The 20,167-nt window shown below is 36.8% G+C and carries 21 protein-coding genes; 17 read left to right on the plus strand and 4 right to left on the minus strand.

Annotated elements, in window-relative coordinates:
* Positions 1 to 19 precede the first annotated feature (19 nt).
* The 9 genes from tagF to J536_RS17460 all read left to right on the plus strand — a co-directional run bounded on the left by tagF (position 20) and on the right by J536_RS17460 (position 9,775).
* Positions 20 to 979, plus strand: a complete 960-nt coding sequence (gene tagF, locus J536_RS17420) for a type VI secretion system-associated protein TagF (protein ID WP_014206363.1) — start codon at positions 20 to 22, stop codon at positions 977 to 979.
* Between the two features lie 2 nt (positions 980 to 981).
* The gene (locus tag J536_RS17425; protein ID WP_032003320.1) at positions 982 to 1,749 is read left to right on the plus strand and encodes an OmpA family protein; all 768 of its coding nucleotides are present in this window, start codon (positions 982 to 984) and stop codon (positions 1,747 to 1,749) included.
* 16 nt (positions 1,750 to 1,765) lie between these two features.
* Positions 1,766 to 2,029 carry a PAAR domain-containing protein gene (locus J536_RS17430; protein ID WP_004793184.1) on the plus strand — a complete coding sequence of 88 codons (264 nt, stop codon included), beginning with the start codon at positions 1,766 to 1,768 and terminating at the stop codon, positions 2,027 to 2,029.
* Between the two features lie 148 nt (positions 2,030 to 2,177).
* Entirely contained in the window at positions 2,178 to 4,859 is a 2,682-nt protein-coding gene (gene tssH / locus J536_RS17435) for a type VI secretion system ATPase TssH (protein ID WP_081310114.1), read from the plus strand.
* Between the two features lie 22 nt (positions 4,860 to 4,881).
* A complete protein-coding gene (gene tssA / locus J536_RS17440) occupies positions 4,882 to 5,976 on the plus strand; it encodes a type VI secretion system protein TssA (protein ID WP_032063489.1) in 1,095 nt (364 codons plus the stop codon).
* A gap of 16 nt (positions 5,977 to 5,992) precedes the next feature.
* Positions 5,993 to 7,357, plus strand: coding sequence for a type VI secretion system baseplate subunit TssK (gene tssK, locus J536_RS17445; RefSeq protein ID WP_032063490.1), 1,365 nt, complete (start codon positions 5,993 to 5,995; stop codon positions 7,355 to 7,357).
* A 17-nt stretch (positions 7,358 to 7,374) separates the two neighbouring features.
* Complete coding sequence (gene icmH, locus J536_RS17450; RefSeq protein WP_002114531.1) at positions 7,375 to 8,181, plus strand: type IVB secretion system protein IcmH/DotU; 807 nt, start codon at positions 7,375 to 7,377, stop codon at positions 8,179 to 8,181.
* Positions 8,182 to 8,193: 12 nt separating this feature from the next.
* On the plus strand, positions 8,194 to 8,814 hold the full coding sequence (locus J536_RS17455; protein WP_032063491.1) for a hypothetical protein: 621 nt from the start codon (positions 8,194 to 8,196) through the stop codon (positions 8,812 to 8,814).
* A gap of 7 nt (positions 8,815 to 8,821) precedes the next feature.
* A complete protein-coding gene (locus tag J536_RS17460; protein ID WP_032063492.1) occupies positions 8,822 to 9,775 on the plus strand; it encodes a M15 family metallopeptidase in 954 nt (317 codons plus the stop codon).
* On the opposite strand, the gene J536_RS17465 is transcribed toward J536_RS17460, so the two are convergent.
* Positions 9,772 to 10,629, minus strand: a complete 858-nt coding sequence (locus J536_RS17465; protein ID WP_032063493.1) for a LysR family transcriptional regulator — start codon at positions 10,627 to 10,629, stop codon at positions 9,772 to 9,774. The genes J536_RS17460 and J536_RS17465 overlap by 4 nt on opposite strands.
* A 147-nt stretch (positions 10,630 to 10,776) precedes the next feature.
* Here J536_RS17465 and J536_RS17470 point away from each other — a divergent pair, with 147 nt between their 5' ends.
* From J536_RS17470 to J536_RS17485, 4 genes are all read left to right on the plus strand, one after another.
* Positions 10,777 to 11,445 (plus strand): ankyrin repeat domain-containing protein, encoded by a 669-nt coding sequence (locus J536_RS17470; RefSeq protein WP_032056492.1) that lies wholly within the window; start codon positions 10,777 to 10,779, stop codon positions 11,443 to 11,445.
* A 16-nt stretch (positions 11,446 to 11,461) separates the two neighbouring features.
* The gene (locus tag J536_RS17475) at positions 11,462 to 11,944 is read left to right on the plus strand and encodes a nucleoside deaminase (protein ID WP_032056491.1); all 483 of its coding nucleotides are present in this window, start codon (positions 11,462 to 11,464) and stop codon (positions 11,942 to 11,944) included.
* The gene (locus tag J536_RS17480) at positions 11,944 to 13,125 is read left to right on the plus strand and encodes a cyanate transporter (RefSeq protein WP_032063494.1); all 1,182 of its coding nucleotides are present in this window, start codon (positions 11,944 to 11,946) and stop codon (positions 13,123 to 13,125) included. The genes J536_RS17475 and J536_RS17480 overlap by 1 nt, the downstream gene beginning before the upstream one ends.
* Positions 13,126 to 13,255: 130 nt before the next feature.
* The gene (locus J536_RS17485) at positions 13,256 to 14,413 is read left to right on the plus strand and encodes a winged helix-turn-helix domain-containing protein (protein ID WP_032063495.1); all 1,158 of its coding nucleotides are present in this window, start codon (positions 13,256 to 13,258) and stop codon (positions 14,411 to 14,413) included.
* Positions 14,414 to 14,450: 37 nt separating this feature from the next.
* Here J536_RS17485 and J536_RS17490 read toward each other — a convergent pair whose 3' ends face one another.
* Positions 14,451 to 14,906 (minus strand): GNAT family N-acetyltransferase, encoded by a 456-nt coding sequence (locus J536_RS17490; RefSeq protein WP_032056488.1) that lies wholly within the window; start codon positions 14,904 to 14,906, stop codon positions 14,451 to 14,453.
* A gap of 112 nt (positions 14,907 to 15,018) precedes the next feature.
* Between J536_RS17490 and J536_RS17495 the strand changes: the two genes are divergently transcribed.
* Positions 15,019 to 16,494 carry a PLP-dependent aminotransferase family protein gene (locus tag J536_RS17495; RefSeq protein WP_032063496.1) on the plus strand — a complete coding sequence of 492 codons (1,476 nt, stop codon included), beginning with the start codon at positions 15,019 to 15,021 and terminating at the stop codon, positions 16,492 to 16,494.
* Between the two features lie 274 nt (positions 16,495 to 16,768).
* Here J536_RS17495 and J536_RS17500 read toward each other — a convergent pair whose 3' ends face one another.
* Complete coding sequence (locus J536_RS17500) at positions 16,769 to 17,428, minus strand: epoxyqueuosine reductase QueH (RefSeq protein WP_005070032.1); 660 nt, start codon at positions 17,426 to 17,428, stop codon at positions 16,769 to 16,771.
* 447 nt (positions 17,429 to 17,875) lie between these two features.
* Here J536_RS17500 and J536_RS0104630 point away from each other — a divergent pair, with 447 nt between their 5' ends.
* The 3 genes from J536_RS0104630 (at position 17,876) to J536_RS17510 (ending at position 19,406) form a co-directional block, all read left to right on the plus strand.
* Complete coding sequence (locus J536_RS0104630; protein ID WP_016141447.1) at positions 17,876 to 18,169, plus strand: hypothetical protein; 294 nt, start codon at positions 17,876 to 17,878, stop codon at positions 18,167 to 18,169.
* Positions 18,170 to 18,343: 174 nt separating this feature from the next.
* A complete protein-coding gene (gene soxR / locus J536_RS17505) occupies positions 18,344 to 18,808 on the plus strand; it encodes a redox-sensitive transcriptional activator SoxR (protein WP_032003334.1) in 465 nt (154 codons plus the stop codon).
* Between the two features lie 163 nt (positions 18,809 to 18,971).
* Complete coding sequence (locus J536_RS17510; protein ID WP_005076719.1) at positions 18,972 to 19,406, plus strand: I78 family peptidase inhibitor; 435 nt, start codon at positions 18,972 to 18,974, stop codon at positions 19,404 to 19,406.
* Positions 19,407 to 19,476: 70 nt separating this feature from the next.
* On the opposite strand, the gene J536_RS17515 is transcribed toward J536_RS17510, so the two are convergent.
* Positions 19,477 to 20,100, minus strand: a complete 624-nt coding sequence (locus J536_RS17515; protein WP_032063497.1) for a hypothetical protein — start codon at positions 20,098 to 20,100, stop codon at positions 19,477 to 19,479.
* Positions 20,101 to 20,167: the final 67 nt, after the last annotated feature.

Here is a 20,167-nt window from a genome sequence, read left to right on the forward strand (position 1 = left end):
TGCAAAAGGAGGAGCAATAATGCAAACATTAAAAACAACTCCTTTGTATTACGGCAAAAGTCCTGCACGAGGCGACTTTTTAAAAACAAAAGGACAGAATGCTTTAATACAGTTGCTTGATCAGTGGATTACTGAAGCACTGGAATATGCAATGCAATCAGGCAGCTTTAAAGAAGCTTATAACACGTTACCTTCACTGGATTTCTTTATTGCGAATCCAAAAGAAAATATGTTTTTAGCGGCAAATCTACTCGCAAGTGAAGATAGTTCAGGGCGATCTTTTCCAATGGTACTGAGCCATTTGTTAGAAATTGATTTACCGTATGATAATTTGTTGTATGCACCATATAGCTATAAACATGTACTCGTTGATTTATTTCAAAACAATCGTGCTTTAAAAGGAATTAAAGATTCAGATCTGTTACTTGGAAAATTAGGGCACTTACAAAATCAAATTCAGGTTTTAACTGAACGTGAATGTGTAGGTTTCTATGAAAATCATACGATGCACTCATTTGCTCAATTAATGAAGTTAAGTATTTATGAATTAGCTCAAAGTATGATTGGTCTAGGATTATTACTGCAGCCAATTTTACAAAATGGAACGAGTCGGTTAAATAAAGTTTTAATTTTACCTATTAACAATCCTGCTTACAGTTATGAAATAGCAGCATTTTGGGTCAGTATTATTTGCCGTTTTTTAAAAGAACATAATACTGAGGTGCTGATAGGTTTGCTACATCGAGAGCAACCCGTATTATTCTTCGGTTTTCAAGGAGCTGATATTTTAGCCCTTAGCGATATTTTTACTCAGAATATGGATAGTAAACACTGGGTTTCTTTAATAGAAGCACAATGGATTGATACTTATTTGGAGCAGAATGCTGGTTTAGCTACGCTAGAACAATCATTATGCCAACGCCAACTAAGTTTAAATCAAGGTTTAAAACTATTTAGACAGACTTTTTTGGGTGAATAATAATGAATCAACGATATCAAACTAAACTTTCACAGCTCATAAAAGGCTGTTTTATCTATGCAATCGCTAACTATGCTTTAGCTCAGCCGATTGTTGTAGAAGGAGTCGTTCCTAACGAGGCAAGTAAACAGGCCATCTTATTAAAAATGCAATCTGTTTATGGTGCTGATCAGGTTGTCGATAAAATACAAGTGAGACCCGTAGCTGCTCCAAATGGATGGAGTGATTCCGTGACTCGAGTGATTACTCCTGATCTTAAAAAGGTTTCACAAGGCAAGTTGAGTGTAAACGGTACACGTTTTGAGTTGAGTGGAAAAATGCTGAACCCAGCAGATATCCAGCCTACAATTCAATCTTTTCAAGGATTAGTGCAACCACCGTATCAACTATATTCGCAATTATCAGTCAATCAGGCTGAGCAGAAAATCATTGATGACGCACTTAAAAATCGAATTATTGAGTTTGAGTCTGGTAGTGCAGTTTTAACTGATGCAGGCCAAAAGATCCTAGATGAGATGGCTATTGCTTTAAATAAAGTTGGCGGCAAGAAAGTCAAAATCGTAGGACATACAGATAGTTCTGGTGATGCGACTAAAAACTTAAAACTTAGCCAAGACCGCGCATTAGCAGTTAAAAACTATTTGATTAGTAAGAGTATTCCCGCCGACCATTTATCTACAGAAGGTTTAGGTTCATCTAAGCCAGTTGCAGATAACACTTCTCCAGAAGGAAGAAAGAAAAACCGTCGGATTGAGTTTACTGTTCTATAAATATAAGGAGAAGAACATGGCTAGCCCTTACATTACGATTGGATGCCCAACAACTGGTGGAGGGCAAGTCATTTCAGGAAACAGTACATTTTTAATTGATGGAATTGCAATTGCCTGTGTAGGAGATAAGGCTACTTGTCCGTTACACAAAACGGTTTCTACGATTGTATCGGGAGACCCCAATATGCTTGTCATGGGAAAATCCGCAGCGCGTGTAAATGATTCATTATCATGTGGCTGTAAATTATTGCCAAAACAGAGTTTAGTTAATCAAGGGTAAGGGTAGAGATATTTTTATATAGATATAAATATCTACTAAAACATATTAACGCTTGAAATGATGAGTAGTTTGTCTGATAAAGCTGAATTTTGTTAATATACAGGCATTATGATTTTAAGCATTAAATTATTTAAAAATATTGAGAGTAATGATGAGTAATTTAAAAATTTTAATTACAAAACTTTCTACAGTTGCACGAACTGCTTTAGAAAAATCGGCTAATGCTTGTGTTATTCAACAAAATTACGAAATTGAAATTGAGCATCTATTTTTAGAATTACTTAATCAATCTTTAGAAAATGATTTAAAAATTTTATTAAAGAAATATAAAATTTCATCTGAAGCTTTAGCTGATGATTTAAAAGAAACAATTTCTCAATTACCAAAGGGTAATACTCGAACTCCTATTTTTGCTAAATCTATTGTTCGTTTGTTTGAACAAGCTTGGTTATTAGCTTCGGCTGAACAAAATCCCGTTATTCGTAGTGGTCATTTATTAGTTGCATTATTAACTGCACCTGATTTATATCAAATTGCAACAAGAGCTTCGAGTTTATTTGATCTTTTACCGATTGATTCAATGAAACATAAGTTTCTTGAAATTTGTGAGAAGAGTGTTGAACAACAAGATGAAACAAAAACACCTTCAGATGAAGCTGAACCTACAGACACAACTGCAGCAGCTACCAAAGTAGCTAAAACACCTGCACTTGATCAATATACGATTAATCTCACTGAAAAAGCGAAAAAAGGCGGTATAGATCCAGTTATTGGACGTGAATATGAAATTCGCTTAATGCTCGATATTTTAATGCGTAGACGCCAAAACAATCCGATCTTAACCGGAGAGCCTGGTGTTGGTAAAACAGCTGTAGTGGAAGGTTTGGCTTTAAAAATTGCTCAAGGTTTAGTACCAAACGCCCTAAAAAATGTTCATTTGCATGTGTTAGATATGGGGCTGTTACAAGCAGGTGCAAGTGTTAAAGGCGAGTTTGAAAATCGTTTAAAACAGGTTATCCAAGAAGTTCAAGCTTCTACTCATCCTATTATTTTATTTATAGATGAAGCGCATACTTTAATTGGGGCAGGTGGACAAGCAGGGCAAAATGATGCTGCAAATCTTTTAAAACCAGCACTTGCACGGGGTGAGTTGCGCACAATTGCTGCGACTACTTGGGCAGAGTACAAACAATATTTCGAAAAAGATGCTGCATTGAGCCGACGTTTTCAGGTTGTAAAAGTAGAAGAGCCAACCGAAGAAATTGCGGTAGATATGTTGCGGGCGATGATTCCTGTCATGCAGCAACATTTTAAATTGCAAATTGATGATGAGGCGATCGTTACAGCAGTTCATTCTTCACATCGATATATTAGTGGTCGCCAACTTCCGGATAAAGCAATTAGTGTGCTTGATACGGCTGCAGCACGTGTTGCTTTGACTCAAAATGCTCAACCTGTAAAACTTGATCAGTTAAAGGCCCAAGAGCATAACTTAAAGCTTGAGCAGCAAATTTTAGAAAATGAGCATCGTCAAATTCCAATTCATCATGAACGATTGGAAACTTTAAAAGCTAATTTAGAATCTTTACAAGAAGAGATCCAAGAAACCGAAGAGCAGTGGCAAAAAGAATTAGAACTTGTTCATAAAATTCAAGAGTTAGAAGCACAGAATCATGCTAATGAGTCTGAAGCTTTCGATCAGATTAATCTACTGCGTAAAGATCTTGCCGATATTCAAGGTCAGCAACCATTAGTATTTGAAAGAGTAAACTCTCAAATTATTAATGAAATTATTTCTGACTGGACTGGTATTCCTGTTGGAAAAATGGTCAATGATGAAATTAAACAGATATTAACGCTTGAAGATAAATTGGGCGAGCGTGTAATGGGGCAAGATTATGCACTCACACAATTAGTTCAAGGCATTAAAACTTCAAAAGCAAAACTTGAAGATCCTAATAAGCCACAAGGTGTATTTCTTTTAGTGGGGCCGAGTGGTGTAGGTAAAACTGAAACTGCATTAACTTTGGCAAATGAGTTATATGGTGGTGAGCAGCATTTAATCACAATTAATATGTCTGAATATCAAGAAGCTCATACTGTATCTTCGTTAAAAGGTGCACCTCCAGGATATGTCGGATATGGTCAAGGTGGAGTTTTAACAGAAGCTGTTCGCCGTAACCCATATAGTGTTGTGTTGCTTGATGAAATTGAAAAAGCTCATAGTGATGTTCAGGAACTGTTCTATCAAGTATTCGATAAAGGTACTTTAGAGGATGGTGAAGGACGAGTAATTGACTTTAAAAACACGACTATTTTGTTAACTTCAAATGCTGGTTCAAGTGCCATTATGCAGGCTTGCTTAAATAGACCTGTAGAAGAGTGGCCTACAGCTGAAGAGTTGATTGAGCACTTAAAACCAAGTTTATATAAACAATTTAAGCCTGCATTTTTAGGCCGAATGAGAGTTGTACCTTATTTCCCACTGCATGATGATCTACTTGTACGAATCATTAAGCATAAGTTAGGCAAAATCACAGCAAGAATTGAGAAACAATACGGGACACAAGTCCAGTATTCTGATGATTTGGTAGAGCTCCTCTTAAGCCGTTGTACAGAAGTCGATAGTGGTGCGCGTAACGTTGATAATATTTTAAATTCTACAGTGTTACCTGCATTAGCTACAGAAATTTTGGTGGCTTTAGCAGAGCAAAAACTACCAAAAGTTATCATGATTGATGCTAAAGATGACGAAATTCAATATGTACTAGACCCAGTTGTAAAAGCTGCTAAAAAAAGGACTAGTAAAAAATTGAAGTCAGAAGTTTAAAATTGAATAGAGCTAAAATTAGATGAATATTGATATTTCTGAACTACTCGAACCCATTAGTGATAGTTTGCCTTGTGGTGATGACTTTTCGTTTTCTAATGAATTTCATGAAATTAAAAAAGCGAAGACACAAGATGATCTATTACTAGATCAAGGTGATTGGGTTGCTGAGCGCAAACAAGCCGATTGGGACTTTGTAGCAAAGAACACGAGTGTTTTGCTAAAAGATAAAACGAAAGATATTCGTCTATTAACTTGGCTCTTAGAGGCTTGGACTCATCTTTATGGTTTTGAAGGTATGGCTAAAGGTTTAACTTTAAGCCATACCATGCTGAATCAATACTGGCAGGAAATTCACCCTGTTATTGAAGATGATGACTTAGATCAACGCATTGGTTTACTACAGGGTTTAATTAATCAGTTGCCTGGCTTGTTGAAGAAAGTTTCTTTAACCAATACAGCTCCTTATTATAATTTGCTTGATTACGATAATTTTCTATATCACGAAAATATTCGCCGTAAACAAACTGAAGAGTATGACAGCCAGTCAGGACCATCTGAATTAGAACAATTCGACCAAGCCATTTTTAATACTTCTAAAACTTTTCAATACTCTAATTATCAAGATTTTAGTTCAGTCTTAACCGAGTGGGATGTTTTAAAACAGACTCTTGATCATTTAATGGGATTAGATTCGCCGAGTTTTGCTGCTATTGATTCGGCATTTGAGACTATTCACAGCACATTACGTAAGATTTATAAAGCAGAAGCTTTTGGTGCAGGACTTGCGCCAATCCAAGAACAGGCTACTGTCATCACGAGCTCATCTATGGAAAATCAAGTGCCTGTACAAGTTGTTTCAGATCAGCCTGCTTTTCAGCCTCAAGCACAAACACACTTGGCTAACCGTGAGCAAGCAATGAAAGTATTGCAAGAAATCGCAGATTACTTCCAAGCAAATGAACCTCATAGCCCTGTGAGCTATATGCTTCAAAAAACAATTAAATGGAGTCAAATGCCATTACATGAATGGTTAGCGCAAGTCATCAAAGATGAGCATCCATTACAAATGGTTCAGGAAATGTTAGGTGTGCAGCCTAAAAATGAATATGAATAAAGATTGGTAAAGACATATGTTTAAAGCTGAAAAAGTCCTGTGGGGCGAAGGTTTATTTTTAAGACCTCAACATTTCCAAATTCAAGATACGTATCATGAACAACGCCTAAATCATACGGTTCGCGCAGTTGTGCCTTTTTCATATGGTATTCAGAAGCTAAGTTTCGATGAAGCTCAATTGAGTACACATATTCTTGCTCTTGAGTCTGTAGAGATGATCTGGCAAGACGGTGAAATTTATCAGGCACCGGCATATGATCTATTGCCTGAACCAATTTTATTAGATGATCTTAATTTACGTGGTGAGATGCTAATCTATTTAGCATTGCCGCTTTTACAAGCAAATAAGCAAAATCTAATTGATCAAAACCAAGCGCAAAAGGGTAGATATCAATCTCACCTTGTTGAAACGCATGATTTGTTTACTAATGCTACAGAAGCAGATATTAGTTTGCTACGCCGACGTGCTGTTTTTAAATTATTAGATGTACATAGTAATCCAAGCCACAATCTAGATGGTTTCTTATATCTGCCGATTGGAAAGATTAAGCGACAAAGCTCTGGCGCTTTTGAAATTGATCGGAAGTTTATTCCGCCAATTTTACACGTGGATGCCTCTGAATCACTCATTTCAAACTTAAAAAGAACACTGAATGTGATTAAGGCAAAAATTAAGACGATTCAAACCAATAACCGAGAAAATGAACAAAAGTTAATTGAATTCCGTTCAGGTGATATCGTTTCATTCTGGTTAGTAAATGCCTTAAACACAGCTCATGCTGGCCTGAATCATTTTGTGCAATATCCACAAATCCATCCAGAACGTTTGTTCTTCGAATTGTTACGTTTAGCAGGTTCTTTATTAACCTTCTCGACGGCGTATGATGTTGATCAGTTGCCTGCCTATAAACACCATAATTTACAAGAAAGTTTTTCGCAGTTAGACACGATTCTACGTGATTTACTCGATACGATTATTTCGAGTCGTTACATCAGTATTGCACTTAAAGAAATCCGCCCTTCATATTGGGTGGGAAGTCTTGAGACCGATAAGATTACTCGAGATACTCGACTTTATATTGCAGTATCAAGTAGTGCAATGCAGACACATGAGTTGATCCAGATCGTACCTTTACGATTCAAGATTGGTAGCACTTTAGATGTAGAGCAACGTGTAGTTGCTGCATTACCTGCAATTCCATTGCATCACTTGATTCAGGTTCCAACAGCGATTCCTGTACGTTCTGGTGTGAGCTATTTTGAAGTTGAACCCCATCATGAATTATACCAACGCATGTTAGATTCAGAGACGATTTGTATTTATGTTCCGGCTGGCTTCCAAGATATCAGTATTGAACTGATTGCGGTTATGAACGCTTAAGGGTAAAGGAGAGAAAAATGTCACAATCCACTGGTGCTCCTTCTTTATTTGACGATGGGCAAATTGGAACGGGTGGAAACAATAATAGCCAGTCTCAGGCAAAGCTACAGGCAATCAATCTTATTGATTTATTGCATGATGGCTTTTATTTGGTTTTTTTGATTCGAAATCAGTATGTGCCGGCAGACGCTCAGCAGTTTCGTGAAAAAATCTTAAATTTACTCAATCAATTTGAGCAGCAAGCTAAAAAGTTGCAATTTTCAGCTGATGATATTCATGATGCTAAATATGCATTTTGTGCTTTGATTGATGAAACTATCGTAACGCAACAAGATCCAAGCTATTTTAATTTGCAAAATGCTTGGTTAATTAGCCCATTGCAATTGAGCTTGTTTGGTTCTCAGTTAGCCGGGTATCGTTTCTTTGAAATATTGGAACAATTACGTAGTCGTGGAAAAGAACGTCTAGCAGCTTTAGAAGTATTTCATTACTGCCTTTTGCTTGGTTTTCAGGGTAAGTACCGAATTGAATCTATTGAAAGTCTCAACCACCTAGTATCAAGAGTGGGTGATGAAATTGATTATTTAAAAGGGAAAAAAGTTGCGTTTTCGCCGTTCTCGGCAATTCCCGATCAAATACGAAATATTATTCATCGCGAAGTACCTTTCTTTTGGATTTTGATCTTTTTATTGATTTTTGCATTACTTACCTTTGCAGGTTTAAGATTTATGCTTAACAATCAAAATGATAAAGCATTATCTAACTATCAAAATGTGATTTCTGCTCCTCAAGAGCAAGCACATATTACAATTTATTTACCTTGATGATGGAACGAAATGGCTCAGGAAAAACCAACTTCTATTCGAGTTTTACAATCGAATAAAAAAAAGCCGAAATCACCAGTACTTTATATTGTGATTGGTGTGATTGCAGGGGTGTTTGTCAGCATCTCGCTATTCCTGTTCTTGTCTCAACCGAATTCGCCAGAATCAGCAGCAATTGAGAGTAAATCAACGGAAGAGCAAATTTTAAATCAAGATGCTGTACATTCTTCAGATGAACAAAATCAGGTTGCTGTAAGTCAAGATAACGAGACGGACTCAATGAGTCGTGATGGCTTTGAACAGCCAAAAGATAATGAGTTAAGCAATATTTTTAAACCTGTTCCGCATAAAACTGTTGCTACGAATGAACAACGAGTTTCACCATTTGATGAACAGCTAACAGGTGAAAAGAAAGTTCAGGTTGTGCCTCAGCTACAGACGGGTGCAGCTAAAGCGGCTCAGCCCAAAATACAGCCAACTCAGCAAAAACCTGTGAGTAAGTCGCAGCAACAAGTGGTGCAGGCTAAACCCGTAGTTGAGAGTAAAGCTCCAGCCGAACCAGAACCTGAGGTTGAGCCACCTAAGGCATCGGTAGATATTAAAATTACACGAAGTCCTTTTGCCGTGAATTAATGAACTGATGATGATCTTTCTCATTTTCTTTTGCTTTACATGTTTGGCAATTGGTTTAGCGTTTTTAATGTCTTATGAACTCAGGAGTAGAAGCAAAAATTTTGTATTGTCATTACTGCCCCAAGGGCGTAAACAGCTTAATCAGGTTAAACAATTTGCTCAAACCATGAATCAGGCAGCTGCTCCTGAAAAATTACAATCTCATTGGCATTTACAGCAATGGTGGATTGTAATTGCAGGCTTTTTCTTGTTTGCCAGTATATTAGTTTTTGCTTTTACTCGTCCGATTAGTTCAACCCGAATTGAAGCTGAATATCTGAAAAAAACAGATCCTCAAATCTATGCACTTTTAAATGGTGAAATATTATCGCCACCGCCAGAAGTAGATGAAAGCCTAATTGAAGCCGCAATTGTTGAGGCGACGCAGTTAGAGCAGCAATATTCGTCTCAAAATAGTGGAGCTATTAATTCTTCACCGATTGATAACGTCAGTTTCGATGGTCGAGCTATTCTGGACACAAATTTAGTTGATCGTAAATGGGACAAAATGAACCCACGATATAAACAGCGTTTACTCATGGTCTTTAAAATCATGAAAGAACAATATGGTTATGAGTTGGTTCTATTAGAAGGCTATCGTAGCCCAGCACGTCAGAATATGTTGGCGGGCAATCCAAATACGACTAGAGCGAGGGGGTATCAAAGCTATCACCAATTTGGTTTAGCAGCTGATGTAGCATTTAAGCGAAATGGAAAAGTGGTTATTTCTGAGCGAGATCCGTGGGCAATGCAAGGCTATCGATTATATGGTCAAGTCGCCGAATCGGTTGGTTTGACTTGGGGTGGACGTTGGAAATCTATCCAAGATTATGGGCATACCGAGTTCCGTATGCCAGGCTTAAGAAAAACTCAAGAAATGGCAGAAAAACTGATTGCTGAAAGTTCGAATGATATAAGTTAAATATTTATTGAGGATTGAAAACGTTCTTGTAAAACAGTCGTCATTTTATCTACAAGCTGGGAAATTATCCCAGCTTTTTCCCATGTGTAAATTGAAACGGTCATAGGCGGCACAGCTCCTAATGCATCATATCGACGTACTCTCCGGCCATTGGTCGTAGCTACAGGCAATAAAGATAATCCTAATCCTGTTTCAACACTGACTAACACGCTTTCTAGACTACTACCCGTAAATGCAATATACCAACGTCGCCGTTCGCGCTCTAAGGTTGTGAACATTTCGTCCCGATAAAGTCCGCCTTGAGGAAAGGTCACTAAACTTATGGGATCAGACCATGCAGTTGTTGAATTCTCACTTTCAAACCATGCCATTTCTTCTGGGAATGTAGCGTGGTGATCAGCACTGGCCGCAGGTTCTTTGACAATAATAATATCGAACTCACCATTCCGATAACGTTCTGTTAAGTTGCGACTCAAGCCAGAGGTTACGTCTAAACGAATGGAACGATGCTCTTTGGCAAATATACCAAAAACTTCGGCCATTGCTTGGCTCATCATATCTTCTGGTAAACCAATACGAATGGGAATACTTCCTGCTGGATCTTTAAGTAGCGCTTCAGCTTCTTGTTGGAGAGTCAAAATCCTTTGCGCATAACCAATTAGATATTCTCCAGATGCCGTCAATTTGAAAGGTCTTGCTGTCCGATCTATAAGGGCATGACCGACAGATTCTTCAAGTCGTGCTAACTGCTGACTAACTGTTGATTGAGTCAGGTGTAATCGTTCGGCAGCTGCGGTAAAACCGCCAGTTTCAAAAATAGTGACGAAAGCACGTAAAAGGCGAGGATCAAACATATTAGGTACCGCCACACTAAAAAGCCAATAAGATAAGTATTTATAATCTTAATACTATCGATTAAATAATTTAATTTCCAAATACTTTTGGTGATCTTTATTCTATTTATAAAATGTTTAGCCAAAAATTTCTATTGGGAGGCCACCATGCGTAAGTCACTAATATGGATGAATCTGATTGTCGCATTAGGGGCGTCGGGTTTTACAAATATGACGAATGCAATGGGTGAGTATCCTTTACATCAGGCAGTGATAAATAATGACACACAATCTATCAAACGGATTTTATCTCAAAAAGCTTTAATTGATGAGCGAGATGAAACTGGTTCGACTGCTTTGATGGTCGCTACAAGAGCAAATAATGTACATGCTGCTCATATGCTGATAGAGGCTGGTGCCGATGTAAATGCAAAAGACAATATTCAAGACAGTCCATATTTATATGCTGGTGCACAGGGATATTTAAAAATTCTAAGAATGACACTCATGCATGGTGCCGATTTAAAAAGTATTAACCGTTACGGTGGAACTGCGCTAATTCCAGCAGCGGAACGAGGCAATGTTGAAACAGTCCGTACATTAATTGCGGCCGGTGTAGATGTTAATCATGTGAATAATTTGGGTTGGACAGCATTACTTGAGGCCATCATTTTGGGAAATGGAGAACCTAAATATCAACACATTGTAGAGCTTTTATTGAAAGCAGGTGCTGATCCGAACTTGGCAGATAAAGACGGGATAACTCCCTTAGAACATGCGCGGTCACGAGGATACCTCGAAATTGAAAAAAGACTTCTTGCAGCTGGTGCAAAATAGAAAGTGAGAGTATGTGATGGAAAAAGGTGAACAGTTTTTACGTAAGGCGATTGAGCTTGCCTATAACAATATCGAAAAAGGTGGCAGGCCATTTGGTGCTGTGGTTGTAAAAAATGGAGAAATTATTGCTTCAGGCGTAAATCAGATTCTGGTAACGAATGACCCAACCGCACATGCTGAATTACTGGCGATTCGTGCAGCCAGCCAAGTTTTAGGATCTGCCAATTTAGAAGGCTGCTCTGTGTATGCAAGTGGCCATCCATGCCCAATGTGTATGGCTGCGATGCGTTTAGCTGGTATAAAGTCGGTGAGCTATGCTTATTCTAATGAAGACGGAACACCATTTGGTTTGTCTACAGCTGAAATATATATTGAGCTTGCCAAGCCCTTTGCTGAGCAATCAATGAAAATTCAATATATACCGATCAGAGTTGAAAACCGCACTGATCTTTATGCGCATTGGAAGAATTATCAAGCCAATCATTCAGGCTCAAAATAATGAAGCAGTCTGGAGCTTTTTTGACCCAGCCGATGCTCATTGTAACTGTGGCTTTAGTTGGCCTTAATTTAAGACCATTTATAACGAGTATTGGACCATTGATTGCCAATATTCGAACAGCCACTGGTTTAAGCTTACAAGGGATAGCACTACTTACTTTGCTACCGATGATGCTTATGGGAGTCATTGCATTTGTTGGCCCAATATTGCAGAACTATGTCGGCGAACGAAAAGCTATTCTTGGTGCATTGCTGGCCATTTGTGGAGGATGTGCTGTCCGATTTTTATTTCCTACATCCGAAGGATTAATTCTTAGTGCAATATTAATTGGATTCGGAGTTGCGATGATACAAGCGGCTTTTCCCGGTATGATTAAACGAGAATTTAGCCAATATATTGGGCCGATGATGGGGCTTTATTCGGCTATGCTCATGGGAGGAGGAGCACTAGGTGCATGGTTAGCTCCTATAATTTCAAATATAACGGATGTCTGGTCGATTGGCCTAGCTTTTTTTACCATTCCAGCTTTATTTGCATTTATATTGGCGCTTGTCTTTTTACCTATAAAAGTTAGTTCATCCATTCATCATGCGCCTGTACGCAAGTTGTTAAATCAACCTCGAACATGGTTATTAATGATGTGCTTTGGACTTGTAAATGGTGGCTACTCGTCCGTAGTAGCGTGGTTGGCACCTTCTTTTCAAGATCAGGGTTGGAGTGCAGCACAAAGTGGAAAATTACTCGCTTTGCTGGCCTTGAGCCAAGCAGCTTCAGCGCTAATTTTGCCTGTTTTAGCTAGGAAATATAAAGACCGACGTCCATGGTTATGGTTTACGTTGGCAATGCAGCTAGTCGGTTTCTCTGGAATGGCTTTTATGCCTGATTTTGCCTCTATACTTTGGGCAATTTGTTTGGGCGTAGGTTTGGGGGGATGTTTTGCATTAATGCTTATCGTTGCATTAGACCATTTTGATGATCCGACTCATGCAGGTGCTTTATCTGCACTGATGCAGGGTGGTGGTTTTTTACTGGCAGCAATCCCGCCGTGGATTATTGCAATTTTGCATGATCTTACGGGGGTTTACAAAGCAGGATGGCTTTTCCATTTAGCCAGTGTGATATTGGTTGTTATTTTAGTGATTAGATTGGCTCCTAAAAGTTATTTTAAGATGAGTCTGTAAAATGTTGAGTTAGCCGAGATTTTTTTTATAAAGAATTACTGATGCTAAAGCACAAGCAAATTAGGAAATAGTGATAGGATAGAACTGAAATTTTTCTGCTTCTAAATGAATACAACAATATTTGATTTCTATGACTTCTTCTTTGAAACAGCTCACTTTATTTAATCAAGGTTTAGGAAAAACCAGTCGATTTACAAAAGGTGTGGATGGAACTTTACAGGCGATTGAGCATTTAGGATATGTACAGATTGATACCATATCGGTTGTAGAGCGAGCTCATCACCATATATTGTGGAGCCGAGTGCCTGACTATGAATTAAATCATTTAAATAGTTTGGTTCGTGAGCGCCAGATTTTTGAATATTGGTATCATGCCGCATCTTATCTTCCTATGAAAGATTATCGCTATGCATTGCCTGCCATGATGTCTGTCAGGAACGGAGAAAGCCGTTATTTCAATAGAGGTGATCAACACCTTATGAATGAAATTTTGGCACGTGTTCGTGCTGAAGGAAAAATTCGTCTCCGTGATATTGATAAGAATAATAAAAAGAGTTTGGGAAACTGGTGGAATACCGGACCAGGCCGCCGTGCTTTTGAGCAGTTATATATGCAGGGTGACCTGATGATCTGTGAGCGTAACGGAATGGAAAAGGTCTTTGATTTGACCGAGCGCTGCTTGCCTGAAAATATTGATTTAAGTATGCCTACACTTTATGAATATGCGCAGTATTTATTTAATAATACGCTTCGAGCACATGGTGCATTTACATGGAAACAATTAGTTCATCTAAAGAAAAATGATTTAAAAGAAACTATGCGTGTCGTTCTGAAAGAACATATTGATGCAGGTGTTGTATCAGCAATTAAACTTGAGAATGGTCAAACTTTATATGTTGATGTTGCTGCAATGGAACAAAAGGTTAGTACTGATTTTGGTTTAAAAATACTATCGCCTTTTGATAATTCTCTTATTCATCGTGACCGTCTAGCTTCCTTATTTGAATTTGATTACCGCATTGAATGCTATGTACCAGCGGCTAAACGAGTATATGGTTATTTTTGCTTGCCGATCATATATCAAGACGAGTTAGTAGGCCGAGTAGATTGTAAAGCGCATCGTTCTATCAAAGAATTAGAAGTGATTAGCCTACATCTGGAAAAAACAGTAAAAAATAAGGAGCTCTTCTTCTTCGAACTGGAACAAGAGCTCAAGCGTTTTGCTGCGTTTAATCAATGCTCAACTATTAATGACAAAGTGATTAAGCGTATTCGTACTAAAATTTAGACACCCAAAGCACTCCAGCTTTTGGTGTTTTCACTTTTTAGTTTAAAGGCATACGATATTCAATAATTCCTGGTTTTTGTGCAATCCAGTCATAAAGCTTTTGCGCTGTTAGATTGGTTTTTTGAGTATGCCAATATAAACGGTCACAGTTGTGTTTGATTGCTTGCTTCTGCACATATTCAATGAGTTGCTTACCAATGTGTTGCCCACGAACTTCAGGTGAAACATACAGGTCTTCTAGATAACAGTAATTATTTTCTGCCCATGTTGAACGATGAATAACATAGTGCACAATTCCTAAAACCTGCTCACCTTGTTTAGCAACGGCACAGTACACAGGTTCATTTTCATCGAAGAAACGTTCCCATGTTACTTTTGTGACATGAAGGGGTAAATTCACTTGATAAAAATTTTGGTAAGCAAGCCAATATTTTTCCCATTGTGAATAATCTTGCTGCTGAACAGGAACGATTTGAAGACCTTGATTTTGCATAATAATTACACTCTGTTTTAAAGTAATAAAAAATCGACAACTAGAGTGTAGTTTTGATAGTGGTATTTTTATAAGATACACTTTTGATATTTTTCACAGTACCAGTTTTAATATGGCAGCTCCGATTTCTGCATCTTTTCCACATTTAATTTTGCCAAAAGGCCAGATTAAAGATGGACTATATACGGCTTTGCGTGATGCCATTTTAGATGGAAGACTGACTGCCGGAATAAAATTACCCTCAAGTCGTGCTTTGGCAGAGATGATGTCAATTTCAAGAAATTCTGTATTGGCGGCTCTTGAACGATTACTGGATGAGGGATATTTATTTACCAAACCAAGTTCGGGTACCTATGTTGCTGAGGTTGTGCCAGATCAGTTAATACATGTTCAAAAAAATTCAAAAGAAACGTCTAAAAATACTCATCGTTCCTTAAATATTAATCCAAATCTTGAAAATTTATTGGATTCATGGCGCAAGCAGTCATGGTTAAGTAAAAAGAAAAAGATGTTTCATGTAGGGGTAGGTTGTATTGATTTATTTCCTCATCAACTGTGGGGCAAGCTATTAACACAAGCTTGGCGGCAGTCGTATTATCAGCTTGGTCAATTTTACGACCCACGTGGCTATCTACCTTTGCGTCAGGCAATTTGTGAATATGTTCGCTCCACCCGAGGGCTGAACTGCAACGAAGAGCAAATTATTATCGTAAACGGAACGCAGCAAGCTATTCATTTAACAGCCTATGCATTACTTCAAGCAAATGATGAAGTGTGTTTGGATGAGCCGGGATATGATGCAGCTTTTAAGATTTTTCGAAGTTTTGGTGCACAGGTAAATTTGATCGAGAGTGATGAGGAGGGAATGCAAATCTCTGACATTACAAATCATTACTTCAAAAGCAAACTGGTATATACAGCACCTTCACATCAATTTCCTTTAGGAGGAACTTTAAGTTTAGCTCGCCGTTTTGCTTTATTAGATTGGGCAAACAAAGAAGAAAAATGGATTTTTGAAGACGATTATAATAGTGAGTTTCGCTATGGCACTCACCCAATTCAAGCTCTACAAGGTTTAGATCAGCAGCAAAGAGTCATTTATTCTGGCACTTTTACCAAGATGATGTTTCCAGAGTTTCGTTTAGGGTTCATGGTTGTACCTGAAGCATTAATTGAAACCTTTAGTGCAGCTAAATATTATACTGACGTGCGAAGTTCATATTTAGAGCAGGTCGCTTTAGCTCTATTCATTCAACAAGGCCACTATGCTCGACATGTACGTAAAGTTCGAAAAGCATGCTATGAGCGTCAACAAGTATTGATTAACGCTATTAATGAATACCTTTCAGATGTACTCGATGTTCAGCCAACAGATTCAGGCATTCATCTTATATGTTGGTTAAAAGCATCATGGACTGAGCAGGAGTTTATTTCTCATTGCTCGGCATTGGATTTGGAGATTCAACCTCTATCAAGATATTGTCAACTTGAGTCGAAAAAAGCAGCAGTTCTGTTGGGCTATGCTGCACATCAACCTGAGGAAATGGTGGAAAATATCAAGAGACTAGCCATCAGTATCAAAAAGTAAAATAGCTAAACTTTTCAAAATTATATCAGGATTTTAGAGTGATTTTATTTTTAATGAGAAGGGCAAAATATTTATTCGATTTTAATATTTTGATGAAATTTTAAAAAATTTAAATTTAAAAGATTTATTAATCTTATTTTAAGCTAACTTCATTATTTTAATAATATCAAAGCTCAGTACAGTACACCTTTTGGCCACATTCTCCAGATGTGGCCTTTTTTTATTAGGAATAAATACAGCTTAGAATGAATTAATTTTTTAAGGAGAATAGGATTTAATCTTCTTCCATGGCATTACTATAAAACTTAACACCTAGTTTAATTCGGTCTCGACCATTACTCATACGCCAACGGTTGGTGTCACGTAAAGAATATACACAACCACAATATTCCTGTTGATAGAATTCCTCTCGCTTACTGATTTCAATCATTCGACTAGAGCCACCATTTTTTCGCCAGTTATAATCCCAATATTGAATATCTGGATAATTGGATGCTGCTCGAATTCCGCAATCATTAATTTGAGCCATATTTTTCCAACGAGAAATTCCTAACGAACTACTGATGAGACTAAAGCCGTGTTCATGTGCGTAAAGGGCAGTTCGCTCGAAACGCATATCGAAACACATGGTACAACGAATACCGCGTTCTGGTTCATCTTCCATACCTTTAGCTCGAGCAAACCAATTATCCGTATCATAATCTGCATCGATAAATGGAATATTATGCTTTTCTGCAAAACGAATATTTTCTTCCTTACGGATGAGATATTCTTTTACCGGATGAATATTGGGATTATAAAAAAATATTGAAAATTTAATTCCAGAATCAATTAATGCCTCCATAACTTCTCCTGAACAAGGAGCACAGCAAGAATGAAGTAATAACTGATCATGTCCAGATGGAAGTTCTAATTTTAAACGTTGAGTTGACATAATAAAAAATTAAATTGTAATTCTAATGATTATATATTTTTATTTTGTATAATGTGAACTGAATTATTTTCAATTAAACATGAAATTAATTTAAACATCTTAAAATTTATTTATTACTTTATTTGTGGTTTAGTTGAATATAATGAAATAATTAGATTATTAAGTATTAAAATTATTTATATAGGCACTTTTAAATTTATTAACCGAAATACTATATAGTAATATAAAATATAGATAAATTTAATATTTTTTAAAATAATAATACTAAAAAACAGCTAGGTAAGTAATTGATGTTTCTAGATATAATTTTAAATTTTTTATTGTGATGTCTGTCACAAATAAACCTTATTTTTTCAATTAAAATATTTCTTTAGATTTGTAGCTTTAATAAATCTATACTATAAAATTCGATGTGTTTTTAAATTTAAGTGTGTGATTATTTGAGATATGAAAGATTGGCAATGTAAGTATTGTAATGGTTACATTATGGTTAATCATTCAAAGATCAGCGTAGGAGAAAAAGTTTACTTTTTGGTATATAAATTTGATGCAAAGAATGAACGGAAAAAATTATATAAAAAGGGAATTGTAGTTGCTCGCTACGATAATATACTTCACATTGAGTCACGTAAAAAAACTTATAAGATCGAGCAAGCTAAGGTCTATCCATTAGGAGCACCAATGCCTTTTGTTTATAACATGTTTTGGATTTGCGGGTGTCCATGTACCCTACAAAATTAATTTCTAAAATTTAATTGAATTAATAATCGTATCAAATTTATTTTCACAGCGCTTATAGAAAAGCCAAGACAGATAAGCTCATAATAGTGGTTTTTAGCAGTTAAGGTGTTTGAATTTTTATTTGACAAAGTAAAGATGCTCTTTTATAAACCTCGAGTAAAGTTGAGGTTAATCATGATAAGTGAAAATAAAAAAGCTGACTCTAGTCGAGTTTTGACTGTGGGTGAAGTTGCAAAAAGGAGTGGAGTTCCTGTCTCGACCCTACATTTTTATGAGACGAAAGGGCTGATAAAAAGTATAAGAACCAATGGTAATCAGCGCCGTTTTCCCTTAATCGTTTTAAGATATATTGCGATTATTAAAGTTGCTCAAAGAGTAGGAATTCCTTTAAATGAAATTAAAGAGGCTCTTAGCGCATATCCTATGGGGAGCAAATTAACAGCTAAACAGTGGAAAGAGTTATCAAGCCATTGGCGAAAAGATCTCGATGATCGTATTCAAAAATTAACGAGGTTACGGGATGAAATGGACTGGTGTATTGGTTGCGGTTGCTTATCATTAGAGCAATGTCCATTAAGAAATCCTGAAGATGTTTTAGGGCAAGAGGGATCTGGAGCACGAATTTTGGAAAGGCCATGATCGCAATATTTTGATAATTATTTTTAGAAAGGAAAATCTTAAATTCCAATCAATTAAAGAAATGGTGAGTAGAACTCCTAAGTGAGTTTTTTATTGTAAACAAGACACATGAAACATGAATTTTTTTGATATCTTTAGTTTTTTTATTAAGAAGCAAAAATTTATGAAAAAAATTATCTTTCTTGGTTTAGCGCTTGTTTCGTTAACGGCTTGTTCATCTGTACAACATAAAGATCCAACTCCACCAAAAATTGGTTCACCAAACCCAGCTAGTCAATATTGTGTTGAACAAGGCGGGAAATTAGAAATTAGAAATGAAGCAAATGGTCAGGTTGGGTATTGTCACTTACCAAATGGCCAAGTCGTGGAAGAATGGAAATTATTCCGTGATAACCAAGCGAACTGTGTAGCAGAAGAAGCTCAAAAATTAGTGGGTCAATCTGGCCTTACTGATGATCAAATTAAACAAAAAACTAAATCAGAAATTGTGCGCAAAGTGGCTCCTGGTCAACCAATGACTATGGATTATCGTACAAACCGAGTTACAGTTACTATTGATCCTGCTTCTAAGAAAATTACTCAAGCAACCTGTGGTTAATATGTTAATTAAAGTTTGGTAAATCAAATTTTAAAGAAAAGAGTCTGCAGAAATGTGGGCTTTTTCTATTTTAATTTTCGGCATAGTGAATGTCAGGATACTCTTTTTGTTGTGGCAGCTTCTGTAAAGCCTGATTAATTTTGATGAGAAAAATATCCACTTTGTCTTGGCTTGGATTGTTGGTGTTGTATGAAGCTCTTTCTTGATAGTTAATTCCGCATCCAATAATTTTCATATTTGCAGGGTTAAAGCTCCAGTCATTTTTATTTTTGATCGAGATATCTAAATCACTATCACATTCTTTCCAGAGTTTTAAAAATTGATTGGAATATACAGCTGGAGCTTCTTGTGCTCGGTAGGCTGTAAATCCTTGCATTTCAGGATTAGCAAACTGAAGGAGATGATTGGTAGGCATTCCTCCCCAAAGTATAGCCGTATCTTTCGGTAGCTTTATCCACGTTATATTCTCTTCTTTAAGAGGCGCAGTTTGCTCATTTTTCTGTTTTGACTTTTGAGATTTGTAAACCAGTTTTGTTCCAACAGGAACCGTTACACCTTTGACTTGAGTGATTTGTGTTGTATAGAAATAAGGCGAATCATCACGGTTACAGCCTGTTGGGTTATAACAACCAATACAACCACTTAATAATAAAATAGGGCAACTTAAAACACTTAATTTGAAAACTCGATCCATTTTTCTTGTCTTTAATTATGTCTAGAAATTTAATATATCAGCTTTTAAATCAATAATAAAAAAAGCC

This window comes from Acinetobacter sp. 809848 (assembly GCF_000581275.1).
In the GTDB taxonomy this organism is placed as follows: Bacteria; Pseudomonadota; Gammaproteobacteria; order Pseudomonadales; family Moraxellaceae; genus Acinetobacter; species Acinetobacter pittii.

Excerpts from the sequence above, each read along its gene's own strand:
- tagF (WP_014206363.1), top strand. The coding sequence starts at position 20 with ATGCAAACATTAAAAACAACTCCTTTGTATTACGGCAAAAGTCCTGCA.
- J536_RS17425 (WP_032003320.1), top strand. The coding sequence starts at position 982 with ATGAATCAACGATATCAAACTAAACTTTCACAGCTCATAAAAGGCTGT.
- J536_RS17430 (WP_004793184.1), top strand. The coding sequence starts at position 1,766 with ATGGCTAGCCCTTACATTACGATTGGATGCCCAACAACTGGTGGAGGG.
- tssH (WP_081310114.1), top strand. The coding sequence starts at position 2,178 with ATGATGAGTAATTTAAAAATTTTAATTACAAAACTTTCTACAGTTGCA.
- tssA (WP_032063489.1), top strand. The coding sequence starts at position 4,882 with ATGAATATTGATATTTCTGAACTACTCGAACCCATTAGTGATAGTTTG.
- tssK (WP_032063490.1), top strand. The coding sequence starts at position 5,993 with ATGTTTAAAGCTGAAAAAGTCCTGTGGGGCGAAGGTTTATTTTTAAGA.
- icmH (WP_002114531.1), top strand. The coding sequence starts at position 7,375 with ATGTCACAATCCACTGGTGCTCCTTCTTTATTTGACGATGGGCAAATT.
- J536_RS17455 (WP_032063491.1), top strand. The coding sequence starts at position 8,194 with ATGGCTCAGGAAAAACCAACTTCTATTCGAGTTTTACAATCGAATAAA.
- J536_RS17460 (WP_032063492.1), top strand. The coding sequence starts at position 8,822 with ATGATGATCTTTCTCATTTTCTTTTGCTTTACATGTTTGGCAATTGGT.
- J536_RS17465 (WP_032063493.1), bottom strand. The coding sequence starts at position 10,629 with ATGTTTGATCCTCGCCTTTTACGTGCTTTCGTCACTATTTTTGAAACT.
- J536_RS17470 (WP_032056492.1), top strand. The coding sequence starts at position 10,777 with ATGCGTAAGTCACTAATATGGATGAATCTGATTGTCGCATTAGGGGCG.
- J536_RS17475 (WP_032056491.1), top strand. The coding sequence starts at position 11,462 with ATGGAAAAAGGTGAACAGTTTTTACGTAAGGCGATTGAGCTTGCCTAT.
- J536_RS17480 (WP_032063494.1), top strand. The coding sequence starts at position 11,944 with ATGAAGCAGTCTGGAGCTTTTTTGACCCAGCCGATGCTCATTGTAACT.
- J536_RS17485 (WP_032063495.1), top strand. The coding sequence starts at position 13,256 with ATGACTTCTTCTTTGAAACAGCTCACTTTATTTAATCAAGGTTTAGGA.
- J536_RS17490 (WP_032056488.1), bottom strand. The coding sequence starts at position 14,906 with ATGCAAAATCAAGGTCTTCAAATCGTTCCTGTTCAGCAGCAAGATTAT.
- J536_RS17495 (WP_032063496.1), top strand. The coding sequence starts at position 15,019 with ATGGCAGCTCCGATTTCTGCATCTTTTCCACATTTAATTTTGCCAAAA.
- J536_RS17500 (WP_005070032.1), bottom strand. The coding sequence starts at position 17,428 with ATGTCAACTCAACGTTTAAAATTAGAACTTCCATCTGGACATGATCAG.
- J536_RS0104630 (WP_016141447.1), top strand. The coding sequence starts at position 17,876 with ATGAAAGATTGGCAATGTAAGTATTGTAATGGTTACATTATGGTTAAT.
- soxR (WP_032003334.1), top strand. The coding sequence starts at position 18,344 with ATGATAAGTGAAAATAAAAAAGCTGACTCTAGTCGAGTTTTGACTGTG.
- J536_RS17510 (WP_005076719.1), top strand. The coding sequence starts at position 18,972 with ATGAAAAAAATTATCTTTCTTGGTTTAGCGCTTGTTTCGTTAACGGCT.
- J536_RS17515 (WP_032063497.1), bottom strand. The coding sequence starts at position 20,100 with ATGGATCGAGTTTTCAAATTAAGTGTTTTAAGTTGCCCTATTTTATTA.